The sequence below is a fragment of the candidate division WOR-3 bacterium genome, from assembly GCA_016926475.1.
In the GTDB taxonomy this organism is placed as follows: Bacteria; SDB-A; SDB-A; order SDB-A; family SDB-A; genus JAFGIG01.
Map to the genome: position 1 here is coordinate 1 of JAFGON010000023.1, position 15,882 is coordinate 15,882.

The window sequence follows — 15,882 nt, forward strand, 5'->3', positions numbered from 1 at the left end:
TAACAGGGGTCTATCCTCTATAGAAAAAGTGTTTTAGGATACACTTTTTAATGAAAAGGGGACTATCCTCTATAGAAAAAGTGTTTTTATACACACTTTTTAATGCTAAGGGATTATGATTTTTATTAAAGATAATCAGAGATGTAAAAATTTCAGCGGACTATCTTCAAAGAAAAATCGCTCCAAACATATCAAACTTGCAACCAGAGCTTTGTTATTGACTTCTTTCTGAACAACATAGCCATAAATTGAGAAAAACTGTAAAATTTTTAGAGGATTTTTTTAAACGTCATGATTGTTATTGTCCATACAGTGATATTACATGAATCCTCTCATGCGAAACGGAGGAAAAATGATCAAAAGAAAATTAGGAAACAGCGATATTGAGGTCAGCGCAATAGGCGCAGGATGCTGGGCTATAGGCGGACCTTTCTGGCACGACGGCTGGGTGGGATACGGAGACGTAGACGATGAAGAATCCATAAAATCTCTAAGGAAGGCATTGGAACTCGGGGTGAATTTTTTCGATACTTCCGATGCATACGGTTGCGGCAGAAGCGAAAAAATAATCGGAGAGGTGTTATCGAAAAAAAGAAATGAAGTCGTTATTGCGACCAAATTCGGCTACGTCTCTGCTGAAAACGAGGCAAAAATAATCGGAGAAAATGCTTCTCCGGCCTATATCAAGAAAGCCTGCGAATCTTCTCTTAAAAGGCTCAAAACTGATTATATTGATCTGTACCAGTTCCACATACACGATTACGACATGGAAAAAGCCGGAGAGGTCAGGGATTTTCTTGAAGAATTGGTCTCCATAGGCATGGTAAGGAAATACGGCTGGAGTACGGCTGATCCAGAAAGAGCTAAAATATTTTCAGAGGGTAAAAACTGTGTTTCTTTTCAGTTTGGTTTGAACGCATTAAGAGAAGATCCATTAATGGTTGATTTCTGCGAGAAGAATTCGATGACTGCGATAAACAGAGGCCCTCTCGCGATGGGAGTCCTCACGGGTAAATTCGACGAAAACACCGAATTCCCAGAAAACGATATGCGCAGGCGGTTCGGACTGAATTTTAAGGAAGGACACCTCGCGGAAAGAGTCAAACTCATTGAGAAAATACGAGGAATAATGACTAAAGAAGGAAAATCACTCGTCCAGGGCATGCTTTCGTGGATATTGGCGAGAAGCCCGACAACGCTTCCCATACCGGGATTTAAAAACGAAAAACAGATAATCGAAAATTCCCTCACTCTTTCTTTCGGAGCCATGAAAAAAGAAGATTACGAAGAAGTAAACAGGATTACAGGAAGAGAGTTCTGATATCAGGCTTATTTGACAATTATTCGTTTAAAAAAATTGATATTCTGTTTTCAGAGTAATTCGTGACGGCGATGTCTGTATCGCCGTCGTTGTCGAAATCTGCTGCGCAAATCGCCCTCGGTTCCTCTCCGGATTCTCCTTCATACCCGATGACAAAAAGACCTTCTCCTGTATTCGTATAAATCCTAATTTTTTCGTCCTGGCTGCTTATGACCGCAAAATCTGAATCTTTGTCGCCGTCGAAATCGGCGAACACCAAATCTTCGGGTCTGTCTCCCCCTTCATAAACGGCTGTTCTGACAAAATTCCCGCCGCCGTCGTTTGAAAACACCTGGACTTCATCGTCCGCCGCGCATGCGACGGCAAAGTCATCATCTCCGTCTTTGTCAATGTCCGAGAGGTCTACTGCCTTCGGCCAGTCTCCGCAGGATATTTTGACAGGTTCGCGAAAAACGCCGCCGTCGTTGACCAAGATCATAATTTTATTTTTCCAGGCGTCACATACCAAAAGATCAAAACTTCCGTCGCCGTTTACGTCGGCGGGGCAAATCGCCGAAGGGCTTTTCTGCGCTCCGTAAGGGACTCCCTCGCCGAAATATCCATCCCCGAGGTTGGTAAAAATTCTTACTGTCCCCGAGTAATAATTCGCGACTGCCATGTCCGCATAACCGTCTCCGTCAAAATCGGCGGCGCATAAAGCTTTAGGGTCCTGTCCTGAATAGTATCTACTGCATTGGTAAAACGAATCAAAACACGTTCCTAAAAAAACCGAAACATGGGATATCTTTTCAGCGACGGCTATATCCAAAAAACCGTCTCTGTCAAAATCTGCAGAAGTTATATCAAAAGATCCGTCTCCGGCTAAAAAAGCCAGCGGAGGGTCAAAAGAGCCTTCCCTGTTGAAAATTAAATAGACGTTTTCACCGAGGAGTTGGACTCCGGCCACAGCGAGATCCGTGAAACCGTCATTGTTGAAGTCTCCGGAGCATATTCCGAAAGGAAAAACTCCTCCTCTAATTTCATTTCTTCTCCATTCAGGATAAGCGGATGTAGATAAAAGTATAAAAACGACGAAAAATATTGTTGATTTGTATTTCGACAAGATAAGAAAATTTTCTTCGTTATTGATTATTCATACATTTTGGAAACATCGAAGAGGGTCAATTTCAAGCTGTCCATGTCGAAAACGGTCGCTATGCCCCCGTTTATGCCGAGCAATTGAGAATTCTCCCCGAAACCCAGTTTAACCCTTTTCAGATAATTGCCTTGATCGTCAAAAACGTCTATTGTGCTGTAGGCGTACTCATCCGAAGCAGCAAGCACCAGCAGCCTTTCTTTTTCCCTGTCGTATGAAACAAAGTAGAAAGGAGGTTGGGTCTCCCTGATTTTATCTTCCAGGTATTCCTTGTATTGTCCTGCCCTCTCGAATATTAGGTCTATAGCCTCCTGCGGGAAAGGCAGGGGTTCATAACTGACTGAAAAACCGCCAATCGCGGAGTCTTCCATTGTGTATTTGTATATCGTGTATTCTTCGGTAAATCCCCACCAAATCGTGTCTCCTTTTCCTGCCGCCAAAACTTTCATGGGCGGAGGGAGTTTAGCTTCCATGAGATCTACTTCCGTTTCGCCCTCGAATTTTTTCACGAGTTCTCCCGTGCTTATATCGCAGAATTCCATCAAGCTCTTTCCCATAAGAGGTGCGAACACCGCCAAAGTATCAATAATGTCGAAAGTAATGCTTATAACTCCTATCTGCACGGAATTCAGCAGTACTCCTTCGAGGTTAAAAATCTGAAGCCTTGAGTTCATTGGGTCGAAAATCGCTATTTCTCCTTCTTTTGTGAACTTGACAAATCCCGACTGCATAAAGTTGAATTCTCCGGGGCCTTCTCCTTTGCCGCCGAATACAGTCTTCAACTCATAGTTTTCGTACACAAAACACTGACAGAGGGAAATGTCGAGTACAGCCATGAAATCTCCATAAAAATCAGTCGAGCCGAAACTAAGCTGAACAAAAGAGTCGGTCATGACATAAAGGGTCTCGGGAACTACATACATGGGTTCTTTTGGTTCGTAATGTCTTATCTCAAAAGACTCCTGATCGTTTTTACTGCACGACAATACCGCTGCAAGAGTAAACACTGAAAATAACCCGAATTTTATCATAATTTTCATTTTCATATCCTCTTCTTGAGATTCATTCTGGCGTCGTGAATCGCTTCATTGTCGCCCATTGATATCTCTCCGTTGTCAATCCTGACGTGAAAGCCGCAATCAGGATTGTTGCATACCCATGCTTTGTACTGGATTGTCGCGCCTTCTCTTCCGTAATCAGACAAAGGCAGCAACACTCCGGTTTGACACTTAAGGCATTTAGGCCACTGCTCCACTTTTCACCTCCTCTTCTTCAATTATCCCTTAAATAAAACGGAATCGATATTTTTCAAAAATTCAGATGTCAAGGGTGAAAGAAACCCTATCCGCACCTCCGAGATAACCGTATGAATAATGAACCGCGTCTATTGAAAAATAATTGTCTTTTCCGAGCGGCATCATGACCCCTAAACCGAAAGACCATCCGCTCCAATCTCCCGTCTTTTCTATCGGCTGGTAACCCCCGCGAATCGAAAAGCCGTTGAAGGCAAAATCGAGATTGGTAGGCAAAAGGGTCAATTCCCCTCCGAAGCCTGAAGAAATTTTCGAAAATTCCGAAAAACCGAGATCGGCGCTCAAAGTCGTCTTTAAAACAAAGGATTCGAGATCGAGAGGAAGCACTATTGCCGTCCCTGTTCTAAGTTCTGTGGGCGGGAGGTCCCTTTCGTCTATAAAGACGATGCCTGGTCCTACATTTTTCAAAGCCACTCCGAACCTGAAAAAAGGGTGGGGCACAAAAAGAATCCCTCCGTCTAAAGTCGCTGTTCTCGCCGTTCTGTCCCCCAGCTTGCTCTGTATTCCCCTGACCGAAGCTCCAGCGAACAAATTATCACCGTAGATTTCCCTGCCGAAAGAGACTAAGAACATGGCGTCGTAATTGCTGAAGCTTCCGTTTTCGTTTCCGTTTTCGTCTCTTCTTGTGTCGCTCGCGCTCAAAAAAGCTCCGCCTAAGCCCAGAACGCCTAAAGACTTCAACCTGACGATGAAAGCTCCTGCTCCGTAGTTTATGTTTTCGAAAAGGTTCAAGAAAGAAAATGTTCCTCCGAGAGCATAGGTCTGTCCAAGTCCAGCGGGATTCCAGAAAACGCAATTCGCGTCATCTGCCACAGCCGTGTAGGCTGAGCCGAGAGCGACTGGTCTTGCGCCGATTCCGATTTTAAGAAACGTACTGCCGGTGACGCCGGAGCTGAAAGAGAAAAGAACCGATGCCGTAAAAAACAGAGCTGAAAACAGTCGAATTATCATTTCAATGTATAAAAGTTATTCTGCCGAAATTTCTTTCTTCGGAAAACGGCGTCAGTTCAATTATATACAAATACATACCGCTTGAAACTTCATCGCTGTCTTCGTTTCTTCCGTCCCATATCGCTTCTCTCGATACGGGTGTTATCTCGGATGGGTCGTCTAAAATTCTAACTACCTCACCCGCGATGTTGAATATTATCACCCTGAAAAGAGGGAACATACCCTCCGCTCTTTCTCCTATCGGCTGGTATTTTATAGTGCAGAAATCAGAGTATGAATGCTTTTCGAAAGGATTCGGATAAGAAAATACTTTTCCCAGCAAAACGGGACCAGCTTCTATATCGGCGAACATCACTTGCGCGCAAGAGGACATGTTTTTCATTTTCACTCCGCTCGGCGTTCCGTCCCAAAGATAGGGTGAGGGTACTTCTCTGGAACCCAATTCATAGGTCGAACTGCTGAAAAGGTCGCCTTCCTCGCCAAGAGTCGAAGTAGAGGGATCCCCGCTCGCCTTGACCAAAGACACGAGTCTTCTCTCTCCGTCGTTGTTGTCTGGTCTGGATTCATCTATGTGCCACACGGCAATTCCTTCGTCAGGAAGGGCGATTTCAAAAAAACCCGTCTTAAATCTGTTCTCCATTATAAAGTATTCACCGGTTCCGGGATGGTAGTCCGTCCAATCTACACCGTAAGGATTTTGAAGGACTCTCCAATCCTTGGGCATCGTAGGTCCTCCGGCGGCGTCCAAAACCGCCCCTTTTACAAGGTCGGGAACTCCCGGAACGTCCCTTTCTATAGAGTCGGGATTGACCCAGCCCAAGAGCATTTTAATCCAAAGGGAGGGATGCGCGGGTCTTGTACCAGGCTGTTCCCCCGAAAGTTTGTTCCAGCTTCCTGCGTCCATGAGCTCAAATCTTCCCACTACAGAATTTCCTTCGTCTGTATTGTAGAGGTCAGGAGCTCCGAGGACATGGCAGAATTCGTGGCAGAAAACACCAACCGTGACAAGCGATCCGTCTTCATTTTCTTCGGGTTCCATGGAATATACACCGAGAGTGCATCCGCTCGAAATTATGTAAGGACAGGAGGGGTCGTAGTTGTCTCTTATAAGCTGGCAAAGCTCTCGAGCATCCGCTTTATGAGACCAAATGTCCATAGTGTCTCCTGTCTGCTCCGCTCCTGGACCGGCATGAACCACAAAAAGTCCATGCGCCACCCTGTCTCCGTCCGGGTCGAGAGAGTTCAAGTCAAAACCTGTAGCCTCGGCTCTGTAAACAGCGTCTCTTACAGCCATGTAGACGCCTATGCTCGTGTTTTGCGTATAGGGGTCAAATATCCACTCTATTCCGTAGTAGTGAATCGCGTATGCCATCTTCGGATAATAACTGCGCACCCAGTCGACAATGACGCCGTTTACCGAAAACTGACCGTAGCTTACTTCTCTGTAATAAGAATACATACTTCCCGGATTTGAGGGTGAAAAAAGCAGTTCATCATAACTTGACGCCGTGTGCGAGGGATTGTGCGTCTGATCTGAAAAGTCGAATAAGACCACCGCCGTCGATAGGGAAGGCGGAGTTTTCACTCCATAGTCAGTGCTGAATATTCTACTTTCCGGATTTTCTATCCCGAATTTCTTCCCGGGGAAAGAGATGCCTGTGTGCACCACTGTGCCGTTTTCGTCGCAGAGCCCCGGAAGAGGAGGCATTAAATCGAAAACCGACACGCATATATATAAAATGAGACAGAGCATACATGTATCTTAATTTCAAAATCTTAAACTGTCAAACCCGGTTTTATGCTGTTGTCAGTTCATTTATTATTTGTTAGTCTTTCAAATAAAACGTTGCAGGAGGACTCGTGAGAACTATTTTAATCAGCTCGATAGTTCTTTTTTCGGCGTCGTCAACTTTCCCGACACCCATTGTCGTGTCGGGTGGAAACCAAAACGACATAATCGGAAGATTTCTGAGGATAGACAACGGCACTCTTTTGGCTGTAATAGAGAGAAATCCAGATTGGAATTCGGGCGATTTTTATTCGTCATTATCTACGGACAACGGACTGACATGGGGTTCGCTTTCTCCAGTCATAGTCAGCGCCGGCAACCAGTCCACGTTTTCTCTCACTAAAGGAAATTCAGACACAATTCTGCTCTTTTACGCCTCCGATGAATCCGGCGTTTACAGGATATACAGCGCGTTTTCTCTAAACGGCACGACCTGGTCGAATTCAGGTCAGGTCGATTTGGGGTGGTCCTCATCCCAGAATGTTTACGATCCATCGGTGGAAAGAGAAAACGATGGATCTCTGACCATGACATATATATCAATGGGGTTTGGCGCTTACATCGCGCATAGACCTTCAGGAGGGCAATGGGACCACGACAAAATTCTGCTCCAAACAGGAGCTTACAGGGTTCGGGTGTGTAAAAGCGCAGCAGGGACGTATATGGCCTCATACCATAGACGCACCGGAACGACCTACCAGTACGACGTGTTTGTCAGAACTTCAAGCGACAGGTTAAACTGGTCCCAGGAAACACAGTTGACAACAAATCAAAATTCCCACGATCCCTTCTGCTCCATAACACCTGACGGATCTTTTATGGTGGACTACGCCAAAAATGTCTCCGGCGTCTACAACATCCATTCCCGAATTTCTTCTGACGGGGTCAACTGGGAACCCGAAGTTCAAATAACAAACGACATGACATTCAACACTCAACCATGTTTATTCGTCGAAAACGACACTATATACAGGATGTGGACGCACGCGATAGACTACAACACTGACAACGATATATATTTTGAAAAGTTCATCTATACTCCTAACTCAGTTGAACAGGATACGGCCCTCGTTTTAGAATTTTTAGATTTTAACGCAGTACAGCAAGGGAACTGTATACTCCTGGAAATCCGCTCCATAGACGAAATTTTCCTCTCTTTGAGCGTTTTCGACTTCACGGGCAGAAAAGTTCTGCATGACGCCGTACTCGCGACTCAAGGAGCATCAGAAAAAACGATTGACGCATCAAGCCTTTCTTCCGGTGTTTATTACATCGCTCTGAAAACCCGGGGATTCATACGCGCGGAAAAATTTTTTTACATCAAGATGTAGTTATCCGGGAACAAGATTCTTTCAACGCCTTAGATAATTATGTGCAGTGTTGTCATCACGCTTTTCTGTCAAGCGCAAGGTGGTTGTTTGTCACTTTCCTGAAATGTCTTCCGTATATCGCAAGAGTTACAGCAATAGGCATATTTTTAATATCTTTGAAAAAAGTTTTCAATAAAAGTTTCCAGAAATAAAGCTTTTCCGAACCGAAAACGCCGAGGAGGATAATAGACCTCAAGAATGCCGAAACGTATATGATTTTATTTTTGAAATCGAATCTCACTCCTGTATCTGGTCTATGGTATTCATCGAGAAAAGTGTTTATTCTCCTGTAGTAAAATTTCGATGAGTAAATTTTCCTTATAACTCTTTCATATCCTTCTCTTAAATTCTTCATTTTCATAACTGGAACTATATTCGTCGAACAATCAGTGTTGTCCCCTGAAAATTTTGTCTTTATTCTGTTCGCCTTTTTCATCCTTTCATACAAGCGTGTTCCTGGCGGAGCCTGAAGCAAACCGACCATCGCGGTTGTAATGCCGCTTTTCTGAATAAAATCTATTATCTGCTGGAATATCATCGCGGTGTCGCTGTCAAAACCGACAATAAATCCTCCCTGAACAGTAAAACCCATTTTCTGCAGTTTTTTTATGTTTGATATGATATTCCTGTTGAGGTTCTGAACTTTGTTACACTCGAGAAGACTTGCGCTGTTTGGAGATTCTATACCTATAAAAAGCGTGTCAAAACCGGCTTCAAGCATCATCCGCAAAAGTTCATCGTCATCAGAAACGTTTATAGAGACTTCCGTGACCAATTGTATCCCTTTCTTCCCTTTTCTCCATTTTGAAATTGAAGGCAAGAGATCCTCTTTTAGTTTTTTCTTGTTGCCGATAAAATTGTCGTCGACAAAAAAAACTCCACCTCTCCATCCCCTTGAATATAGCTGATCGAGCTCTTCGGTTATCTTATCGGCTTTTTTTAGCCTTGGAATTCTGCCGAACAGAGAAGTTATATTGCAGAACTCGCAGTTAAAAGGACATCCCCTTGAGTACTGAATAGGCATCATCGCATACTTCCCCATTTTTACCAAAGACCAGAGCGGCACAGGTGTCAAATCTAGGTCTGCGTGCTTTTTTGTCTCATAAATTTTCTTTTCAGAGCCCTTCTTTAAATCGTCAAGAAATTCCGGAAGTGTGATTTCACCCTCGTTTAGAACAAAATGATCAACTTTATCGAACAATTCTCTTTCGAGGGTGAACAAAGGTCCACCGACAACCACTTTTTTACCGGCTATTCTGCACTGATCTATCACTTCGGCAGCGGATTTTTTCTGAATAGACATGCCGCTTATTAAAACCATGTCTGCCCATTCGAGATTTTTTACTGTAAGTTTTTCGATATTCATGTCGACGAGTTTCTTTTCCCATTCCTCGGGAAGAATTGCGGCGACAGTTAAAAGTCCAAGTGGAGGCATCATAGCTTTTTTGTGGATAAATTTTACGGCGTGTTTAAAACTCCAAAAAGTATCCGGAATTTCGGGATAGACAAGCAGGACATTCATAATTTACTCCTAAAAATTGTTCTCTGAGGAAACGTTGTTAAAAAACCTGAATAGGCAGAAATCAAACCAGAAAATGAATAAAGGGAACAAAAGAGAAAAAACCAGACTGATTAAAATATTTCCTCATATAATTATTATACATCCATTTAAACCAAATAAAACAGGCAAATCTTCACAAAAAATTTGCCTGCAAAACCAGATGAATTTTCTCCTTTTTGACAGATCATCACCTGTAAGTCAGATGTAGTTCTCAGGGAACAAAATTCTTTCAACGCCTTCGATAATTATGTGCAGTATTGTCATATGCACTTCTTGAACCCGGTCTGATGTGTTCGCCTCGACAACGAATTCATGATGAGCCCTACCTGCAAGCTCGCCTCCTCCTTTGCCGAGAAGAAGAACCGTTTTCATGCCCTTTTTTTCAGCTTCTTCGAAACCCCTGATCACGTTTGGAGAGTTTCCGCTCGTAGAAAGCCCTACAAAGACATCTCCTGCCCTTCCGTATGCCTGCACACCGCGTGAGAAAATCTCGTCAAAACCGTAATCGTTTCCGACGCAGGTGATATGAGACGCGTCAGTCAGGGATATGACTGGCAATGCTTCACGGTTTTTTCTGTATTTTCCGGTAAATTCCTCGGCAAAATGCATTGCGTCACAGGCACTGCCTCCGTTTCCGCAGATCAAAATTTTACCGCCTTTCTCAAAACACTCTGCGATAACTTTCGAAACAGTCTCGGTACCGGCGATATTCTCATGATTTTCGGAAAATTCGCTTATCGCGCTTACAGCCTCTTCAAAAGATTTTTTTAGATCCATTACCTGCTCCTGTTTTGAATATCTATTTTATCATATCACAAGTGTTTCGTGAATTATTCAGTATCTTGTCTTTTTATTCATTGGTTGACACGGGATTTACCAAGAAATAAAATAGTCAATTTCAAAGGATGTGAAATGAATTCAAAGACAGCGATACAATACACGATTTTTCTGGAACACAAAGCCGGCGCTATGGAGAAAATTGTCAGTAAACTTAAATCCGAAGGCATACAGATTATGGCTCTTTCCGGCAGCGGGTCTGTTGACGGAGGCCTTTTAAAAATAGTCATCGAAAAGGACACCGACCGCGTGAACGCGATATTCAAAACCATGAACGTTTTCCCCATGTCCGTACCTGTTATCGTGCTCAGAATAGACAAAAAATCCCCGGTAGACATGAACTATGTACTTCAGCTTCTCGCTTCCAACGAAATAAACCTTCTGTCGATTAATTGGAGTGATTGCCCGGAAAACAGCTTTGTCTGCATGTCTGTAATACCAGACAAATTCGACATGACCATGAAGATTCTCGAAGAAATATGAATTTACTTTTTTTGACTTTCCTCCTGTTTTCAAAGGTGAACTTCATTCAGCCTGATATAACATGGCAAGACGCATTATCTCTGACAAAATCGAAAATCAAAGACAGTGTTTTTCTTCTCATAGGCGATTCCATGATAGGCGGAGCAGTCGGTTTTTTTCTGTCCGGAGATCTTAAATCCGAGGGAGCGAGTGACGTCATCGTCGATTACCATGTTTCGAGCGGACTCTCAAGACCTGATTTTTACAATTGGGATGAAAGGCTTTCTGAGCTTAACGCGATGTATGACTTCGACTACGCTTTTGTCTTTCTCGGAGCCAATGACAATCAGCCCCTTCACAGATACGGTTCAGGATGGATTGGATACCACACCGAAGAGTGGTTCAGGGAATATCACTCTCGAGTCGGGTCTATGATGGACGCTCTTCTACGAAAAGCCGAAAAAGTTTACTGGATAGGGTTGCCGCGAATGGCGAGCTCAGAATTCGATGCCGGCACAAAAGAACTAAACGAGATCTACGAACAAGAAGCGAAAAAAAGACCGCGTGTAATATATATCTCTTCCTATGATCTGCTTGAAGGTAAAAACCAAAGTTTTTCGGAGTTGAGAACAGAAGACGGATGCCATCTCACGAGCGAAGGCGCAAGGTTGCTCGTGGAAAAGATTATGGAGACTATAAATTAACCCTTTCTTTTCTCAAGGGTTTTAACAATTTCAGGCACAATTTCAAAAAGATCGCCAATTATGGCGTAATCAGCGATTTTCATTATCGGAGCGTCTTTGTCCTTGTTTATAGCCACTATGCAGTCCGATGACTGCATTCCGACGAGATGCTGAATAGCGCCGGATATTCCGACGGCGACGTAAAGCTTCGGAGCGACAGTTCTTCCAGTCTGCCCGACTTGATGTGAATGCGCAATCCATCCTTCATCAACAGGAGGTCTTGAAGAACCTACGGCTCCCCCGAGGTTGTTTGCAAGTTTCTCAATTAGAGAAAAGTTTTCGGGTGCTTTTATTCCTCTTCCGCCTGAAACGATTATATCGGCATTGTCCAGCCTCAACAAAGAGGTTTCCTCTTTTATGATTCCTAAAAACTGGACAGGGTCGTTTAAGATTTGAGCGGAAACATCAAACTCGACCACGTTCGGCTTTTTCGTTGTATCTGGGGTTTTCTTTCTCATCACCCTGGGCCTGACAGTCGCCATTTGAGGGCGGGTGTTCGGCGTCATTATCGTCGCCATTATCGAGCCTCCCCAAGCTGGTCTTGTCTGCAAGAGGTGCCTGTCAGGCATTTCGACTTCAAGATGCGTGCAATCCGCGGTGAGTCCAGTCTGAAGCCTTACGGCTACTCTGGATAAAAGAGGTCTTCCCTGCGAGGTCGACCCCGCGAGGACGACTTCAGGCTTTTCGTTCTCAATAAGATCATAAAGGCTCCGGGCTCTCGGCCCTATCACCGGCTTACGGAGAATCTCTCCTTTAATTATCACGATTTTATCTGCTCCGTAAGAAGCGAGAGCTTCAATGTCTTTGTCAGGGGCTCCACCGAAAACTACCGCTGTGACAGGAACCTTCAGGACCCCGGCCAACTCACTGCCTTTGCTGACAAGCTCGTATGAAACTTGGGCGATTTTATCTTCTTCCTCTTCGGTAACTACCATTACTCCCCTGTATTGATCGAAATCTTTCTGAGTTGTGCTGGTTTTGTGAACCCTGACAATGGCTCCAGTCGGGCATTTTTCGACGCAAATCCCGCATAGGGTGCACAATTCAAAATCAATTTCCGGAAGGTTGTCTTCGTTCATCTTTATTGCTTTAACAGGACAGACATTTACACACACTGAACAGGAAACGCATCTTTTTTCGATTATTTTAAGGCTCATGGCATCTCCATTTAAATTATGTGCCGTTCAGACAAAATTTCGACGATTCTTTCAGCTTGGGATTCTGGTTCGCCTTCGATAAACAGCACTTCTCCGCCGACTTCGGGAGTGAATATTTTTACGACTTGAGTGGGACTCCCCTTCAGTCCGAGCATGCTTGTGTCGGCGTCGACATCTTCGGGAGACCAAACGGGGATTATCTCTTTTCTAGCCCTCATTTTATTCCTCAGTGAAGGCATTCTCGGTTCGCCTATGCCTTTGCCAACCGAAATGACCGCGGGAAAATGTACGGACAATTCTATGTATCCCTCCTCGGTCATAGCTCTGACTTTCAAGCCATTTTCGTCAATTCCGTCAAAGCCGTTGACATCCGTTATAACCGGATACTCAAGATGCTGTGCTATGCCTGGTCCCACCTGCGCGGTGTCTCCGTCTATAGCCTGTCTTCCAGTTATTATCAGGTCGACATTTCCAACCTGCTTGATTCCCTTTGAAAGAGCGTAAGACGTCGCCAGAGTGTCAGAGCCGGCAAAATCTTTGGAACTGAGCAAAACAGCGTTGTCGACACCCATGGAAATAACTTCTCTCAAAGCATCTTCTGCTTGAGGGGGACCCATCGATATTGCTGTCACCGAAGCTTCTATTTTGTCTTTAATTTTCAACGCCGCTTCGACAGCGTAAAGGTCAAAAGGGTTTACAACGGCGTCCACACCGGTCCTCACTATTGTGTAGGTCTCCGGGTCTACTTTTGATTGAGATATGTCCGGAACTTGCTTGACGCAGACAACAATTTTCAAAGAACCTCCATTCCAACCAAGATCATGAAGTAAACTCTCTCATCACTTCGGATATCCCTGTCTCTATCCCGAACTTATAATTCTTGATGGCTTATTGTCTGTTTAAATAGACTTAAACCTTTTACTTTCCTTCATATTTTTTGAAAAGAATAGAGACATTATGCCCCCCAAAACCGAATGAATTTGAAAGGACATAGTTTAAATCAATTTTTCTGTTTCCTTCCGGAGCGTAGTCGAGGTCACATTCAGGGTCTGGATTCGTGAGATTTAACGTTCTGTGAATTATCCCTTCTTTTATGGATTGCGCTACGACAGCCGCTTCCATGGCAGATGCCGCTCCGAGGAGGTGTCCGGTCATAGATTTTGTCGAGATAATCGGGATTTCCTGAGATCTTTTGCCAAGGGCAATTTTTATGGCTTTTGTCTCTATTTTGTCGTTGTAAGGAGTGCTAGTGCCGTGGGCGTTTACATGGTCTATTTGTTCTGGTTTTATTCCTGCGTCTTTCAAAGCGAATTTCATCGCCATAGCGGGTCCTTCTCCTGTCTCATCTGGAGCTGTCATGTGAAATGCGTCGTCTGTTTGACCCGCCCCAACAATTTCGCAGTAGATATTCGCGCCTCTCGCTTTAGCTCTCTCGTATTCCTCGAGTACGAGAAGCGTCGAGCCTTCTGACATAATGAATCCGTCTCGTTCTTTGTCGAATGGCCTGCTTGCTGTTTGCGGATCGTCGTTTCTCGTAGAAAGAGCTTTCATTATTGAAAAACCCGCGACCGAAAGTGGTGTTACGGAGCTCTCGGATCCACCTGTTACCATTATTTCCGCTTCACCTCTCTGCACTATTCTGTAAGCTGAGACCAAAGCGTGGCCGGAAGAAGCGCAGGCGCTTGAAACAGAGTAATTTGGCCCTTTGAGGCCAAACCTTATCGCCACCATTCCCGACGCCATATTGATTATCATCATCGGAATAAAAAACGGGGAGACCTTGTCAGGTCCTTTGTTTAAAAGGTTTTTATGCTGTTCTTCCCACGTTTTATTCCCCCCTATGCCGGATGATATAATCGATCCAACCATGAAACTGTCGACGCTGGAAAGGTCTATGCCCGAATCGGTTATTGCTTCGTTTGCAGCATATATCGCGAATTGAATATACGGATCCATTCTTCGGACATCTTTCTTGTCAAGAACCGAGGAAGGGTCAAAGTCTTTTACTTCTCCGGCAATTTTCACAGACAAACCGCTTGTGTCAAATTTCTGTATGGCCGTAACTCCTGAGGTTCCTTCGAGAAGCTTTTGCCAAGTGGTTTTGAAATCGTTCGCCAGAGGATTGACCGTTCCCAAACCTGTTATTACAACTCGTTTCATCTATACTGCCTTTTTTTCAAATATGAAATATTACTCTTCTTCTTCTCCGTCTTTTGCAGGTTTGTCTCCTTTTTCAGCGAGAGCCTTTTCGAGATAATCAATCGAATCGCCTACTGTTTCAAGTTTTTCCGCGTCTTCATCGGGAATATCAATGTCAAATTTTTCTTCAAAAGCCATAATTAGCTCCACCAGGTCAAGTGAATCCGCTCCGAGATCCTTTACATACTTAGAATCCAACGTCACCTGGGCGTCGTCTACACCGAGTCTTTCGACTATTATTTTTTTCACTTCTTTCTCTAAGCTTGTTCTGTCGAGTGCCATAATAACCTCCTCTAAATAATTTACATCGCCAGGCCGCCGTCTATTCTTATCGTCTCTCCAGTCACATATGAAGATTCATCACTCACGAGAAAAGAGACGACGTCGGCGACATCTTTAGGCGCGCCGAATTTTCGCGCCGGTATATTTTCCATATATGTTTTTTTTACTTCTTCTGGAAGCTTCATCGTCATTTCTGACTCTATGAAACCCGGGCAGACTGCGTTTACAGTTATACCTTTTGAAGCTACCTCCTTTGCTGTCGATTTTGTCAAGCCTATAAGCCCTGCTTTTGAAGAGGCGTAGTTCGCCTGTCCGGCATTGCCAAAAAGCCCTATCACAGAAGAAATATTGACTATTCTGCCGTATTTATTTCTTATCATCTGCCTGATGACCGCCTTGGTGCACACGAAAGCGCCCAACAGATTTACTTCCAATACTTTTTTGAAATCATCCGCCGACATTTTCATGATGAGATTGTCCCTGGTTATACCGGCGTTGTTGACGAGAATTGCGACGTTTTCCCCTCTGTCGCCAATGATTTTCACGGCTTCTTCACAGGACTTTTCATCCGTTATATCGACTTTTGTGAAATCGCACATCGCCGGCAAGGCTTTCATGTCTTCCGCGGTTTTTTTGCCTTCCTCCTCCAAAACATCCCATATATATACTTTATGTCCTTTCAGACAAAGATTTTTTACTATCTCTTTTCCTATCCCTCTCGCTCCGCCTGTGACTACCGCCACTAATTTTTTTTCATCCATT

At 44.1% G+C, this 15,882-nt stretch carries 16 protein-coding genes; 4 read left to right on the top strand and 12 right to left on the bottom strand.

From position 1 onward, the window contains the following. Positions 1-352 precede the first annotated feature (352 nt). Positions 353-1,321, top strand: coding sequence for an aldo/keto reductase (locus tag JXA84_02130; protein ID MBN1149999.1), 969 nt, complete (start codon positions 353-355; stop codon positions 1,319-1,321). Positions 1,322-1,340: 19 nt separating this feature from the next. On the opposite strand, the gene JXA84_02135 is transcribed toward JXA84_02130, so the two are convergent. The 5 genes from JXA84_02135 to JXA84_02155 form a co-directional block, all read right to left on the bottom strand. Next, a complete protein-coding gene (locus JXA84_02135) occupies positions 1,341-2,423 on the bottom strand; it encodes a VCBS repeat-containing protein (protein MBN1150000.1) in 1,083 nt (360 codons plus the stop codon). A 26-nt stretch (positions 2,424-2,449) separates the two neighbouring features. Further along, positions 2,450-3,496, bottom strand: a complete 1,047-nt coding sequence (locus JXA84_02140; protein MBN1150001.1) for a hypothetical protein — start codon at positions 3,494-3,496, stop codon at positions 2,450-2,452. 2 nt (positions 3,497-3,498) lie between these two features. Continuing rightward, positions 3,499-3,711 (bottom strand): hypothetical protein, encoded by a 213-nt coding sequence (locus JXA84_02145; GenBank protein ID MBN1150002.1) that lies wholly within the window; start codon positions 3,709-3,711, stop codon positions 3,499-3,501. Positions 3,712-3,772: 61 nt separating this feature from the next. After that, the gene (locus JXA84_02150; protein MBN1150003.1) at positions 3,773-4,720 is read right to left on the bottom strand and encodes a PorV/PorQ family protein; all 948 of its coding nucleotides are present in this window, start codon (positions 4,718-4,720) and stop codon (positions 3,773-3,775) included. Position 4,721: 1 nt separating this feature from the next. After that, on the bottom strand, positions 4,722-6,473 hold the full coding sequence (locus tag JXA84_02155; GenBank protein MBN1150004.1) for a M6 family metalloprotease domain-containing protein: 1,752 nt from the start codon (positions 6,471-6,473) through the stop codon (positions 4,722-4,724). 107 nt (positions 6,474-6,580) lie between these two features. Between JXA84_02155 and JXA84_02160 the strand changes: the two genes are divergently transcribed. Then, entirely contained in the window at positions 6,581-7,840 is a 1,260-nt protein-coding gene (locus tag JXA84_02160) for a T9SS type A sorting domain-containing protein (GenBank protein MBN1150005.1), read from the top strand. A 55-nt stretch (positions 7,841-7,895) separates the two neighbouring features. Here the strand turns inward: JXA84_02160 and JXA84_02165 are convergent, their stop codons facing one another. Both JXA84_02165 and JXA84_02170 read right to left on the bottom strand, forming a co-directional pair. Then, complete coding sequence (locus JXA84_02165; GenBank protein MBN1150006.1) at positions 7,896-9,401, bottom strand: B12-binding domain-containing radical SAM protein; 1,506 nt, start codon at positions 9,399-9,401, stop codon at positions 7,896-7,898. A gap of 237 nt (positions 9,402-9,638) precedes the next feature. Beyond that, the gene (locus tag JXA84_02170; protein MBN1150007.1) at positions 9,639-10,217 is read right to left on the bottom strand and encodes an SIS domain-containing protein; all 579 of its coding nucleotides are present in this window, start codon (positions 10,215-10,217) and stop codon (positions 9,639-9,641) included. A gap of 135 nt (positions 10,218-10,352) precedes the next feature. On the opposite strand from JXA84_02170, the gene JXA84_02175 reads away from it, so the two are divergent. Then, positions 10,353-10,760: a hypothetical protein gene (locus tag JXA84_02175; GenBank protein ID MBN1150008.1), complete on the top strand. Its 408-nt coding sequence runs from the start codon at positions 10,353-10,355 to the stop codon at positions 10,758-10,760. A 35-nt stretch (positions 10,761-10,795) separates the two neighbouring features. After that, positions 10,796-11,443, top strand: coding sequence for a DUF459 domain-containing protein (locus tag JXA84_02180; GenBank protein MBN1150009.1), 648 nt, complete (start codon positions 10,796-10,798; stop codon positions 11,441-11,443). On the opposite strand, the gene JXA84_02185 is transcribed toward JXA84_02180, so the two are convergent. The 5 genes from JXA84_02185 to fabG form a co-directional block, all read right to left on the bottom strand. After that, the gene (locus JXA84_02185; GenBank protein MBN1150010.1) at positions 11,440-12,639 is read right to left on the bottom strand and encodes an FAD-binding protein; all 1,200 of its coding nucleotides are present in this window, start codon (positions 12,637-12,639) and stop codon (positions 11,440-11,442) included. The genes JXA84_02180 and JXA84_02185 overlap by 4 nt on opposite strands. Before the next feature lie 11 nt (positions 12,640-12,650). Beyond that, positions 12,651-13,436 carry an electron transfer flavoprotein subunit beta/FixA family protein gene (locus tag JXA84_02190; GenBank protein MBN1150011.1) on the bottom strand — a complete coding sequence of 262 codons (786 nt, stop codon included), beginning with the start codon at positions 13,434-13,436 and terminating at the stop codon, positions 12,651-12,653. A gap of 121 nt (positions 13,437-13,557) precedes the next feature. After that, a complete protein-coding gene (gene fabF, locus JXA84_02195; GenBank protein ID MBN1150012.1) occupies positions 13,558-14,799 on the bottom strand; it encodes a beta-ketoacyl-ACP synthase II in 1,242 nt (413 codons plus the stop codon). A 30-nt stretch (positions 14,800-14,829) separates the two neighbouring features. After that, entirely contained in the window at positions 14,830-15,120 is a 291-nt protein-coding gene (gene acpP, locus JXA84_02200; GenBank protein ID MBN1150013.1) for an acyl carrier protein, read from the bottom strand. 20 nt (positions 15,121-15,140) lie between these two features. Beyond that, a complete protein-coding gene (gene fabG / locus JXA84_02205; protein ID MBN1150014.1) occupies positions 15,141-15,881 on the bottom strand; it encodes a 3-oxoacyl-[acyl-carrier-protein] reductase in 741 nt (246 codons plus the stop codon). Position 15,882 lies beyond the last annotated feature (1 nt).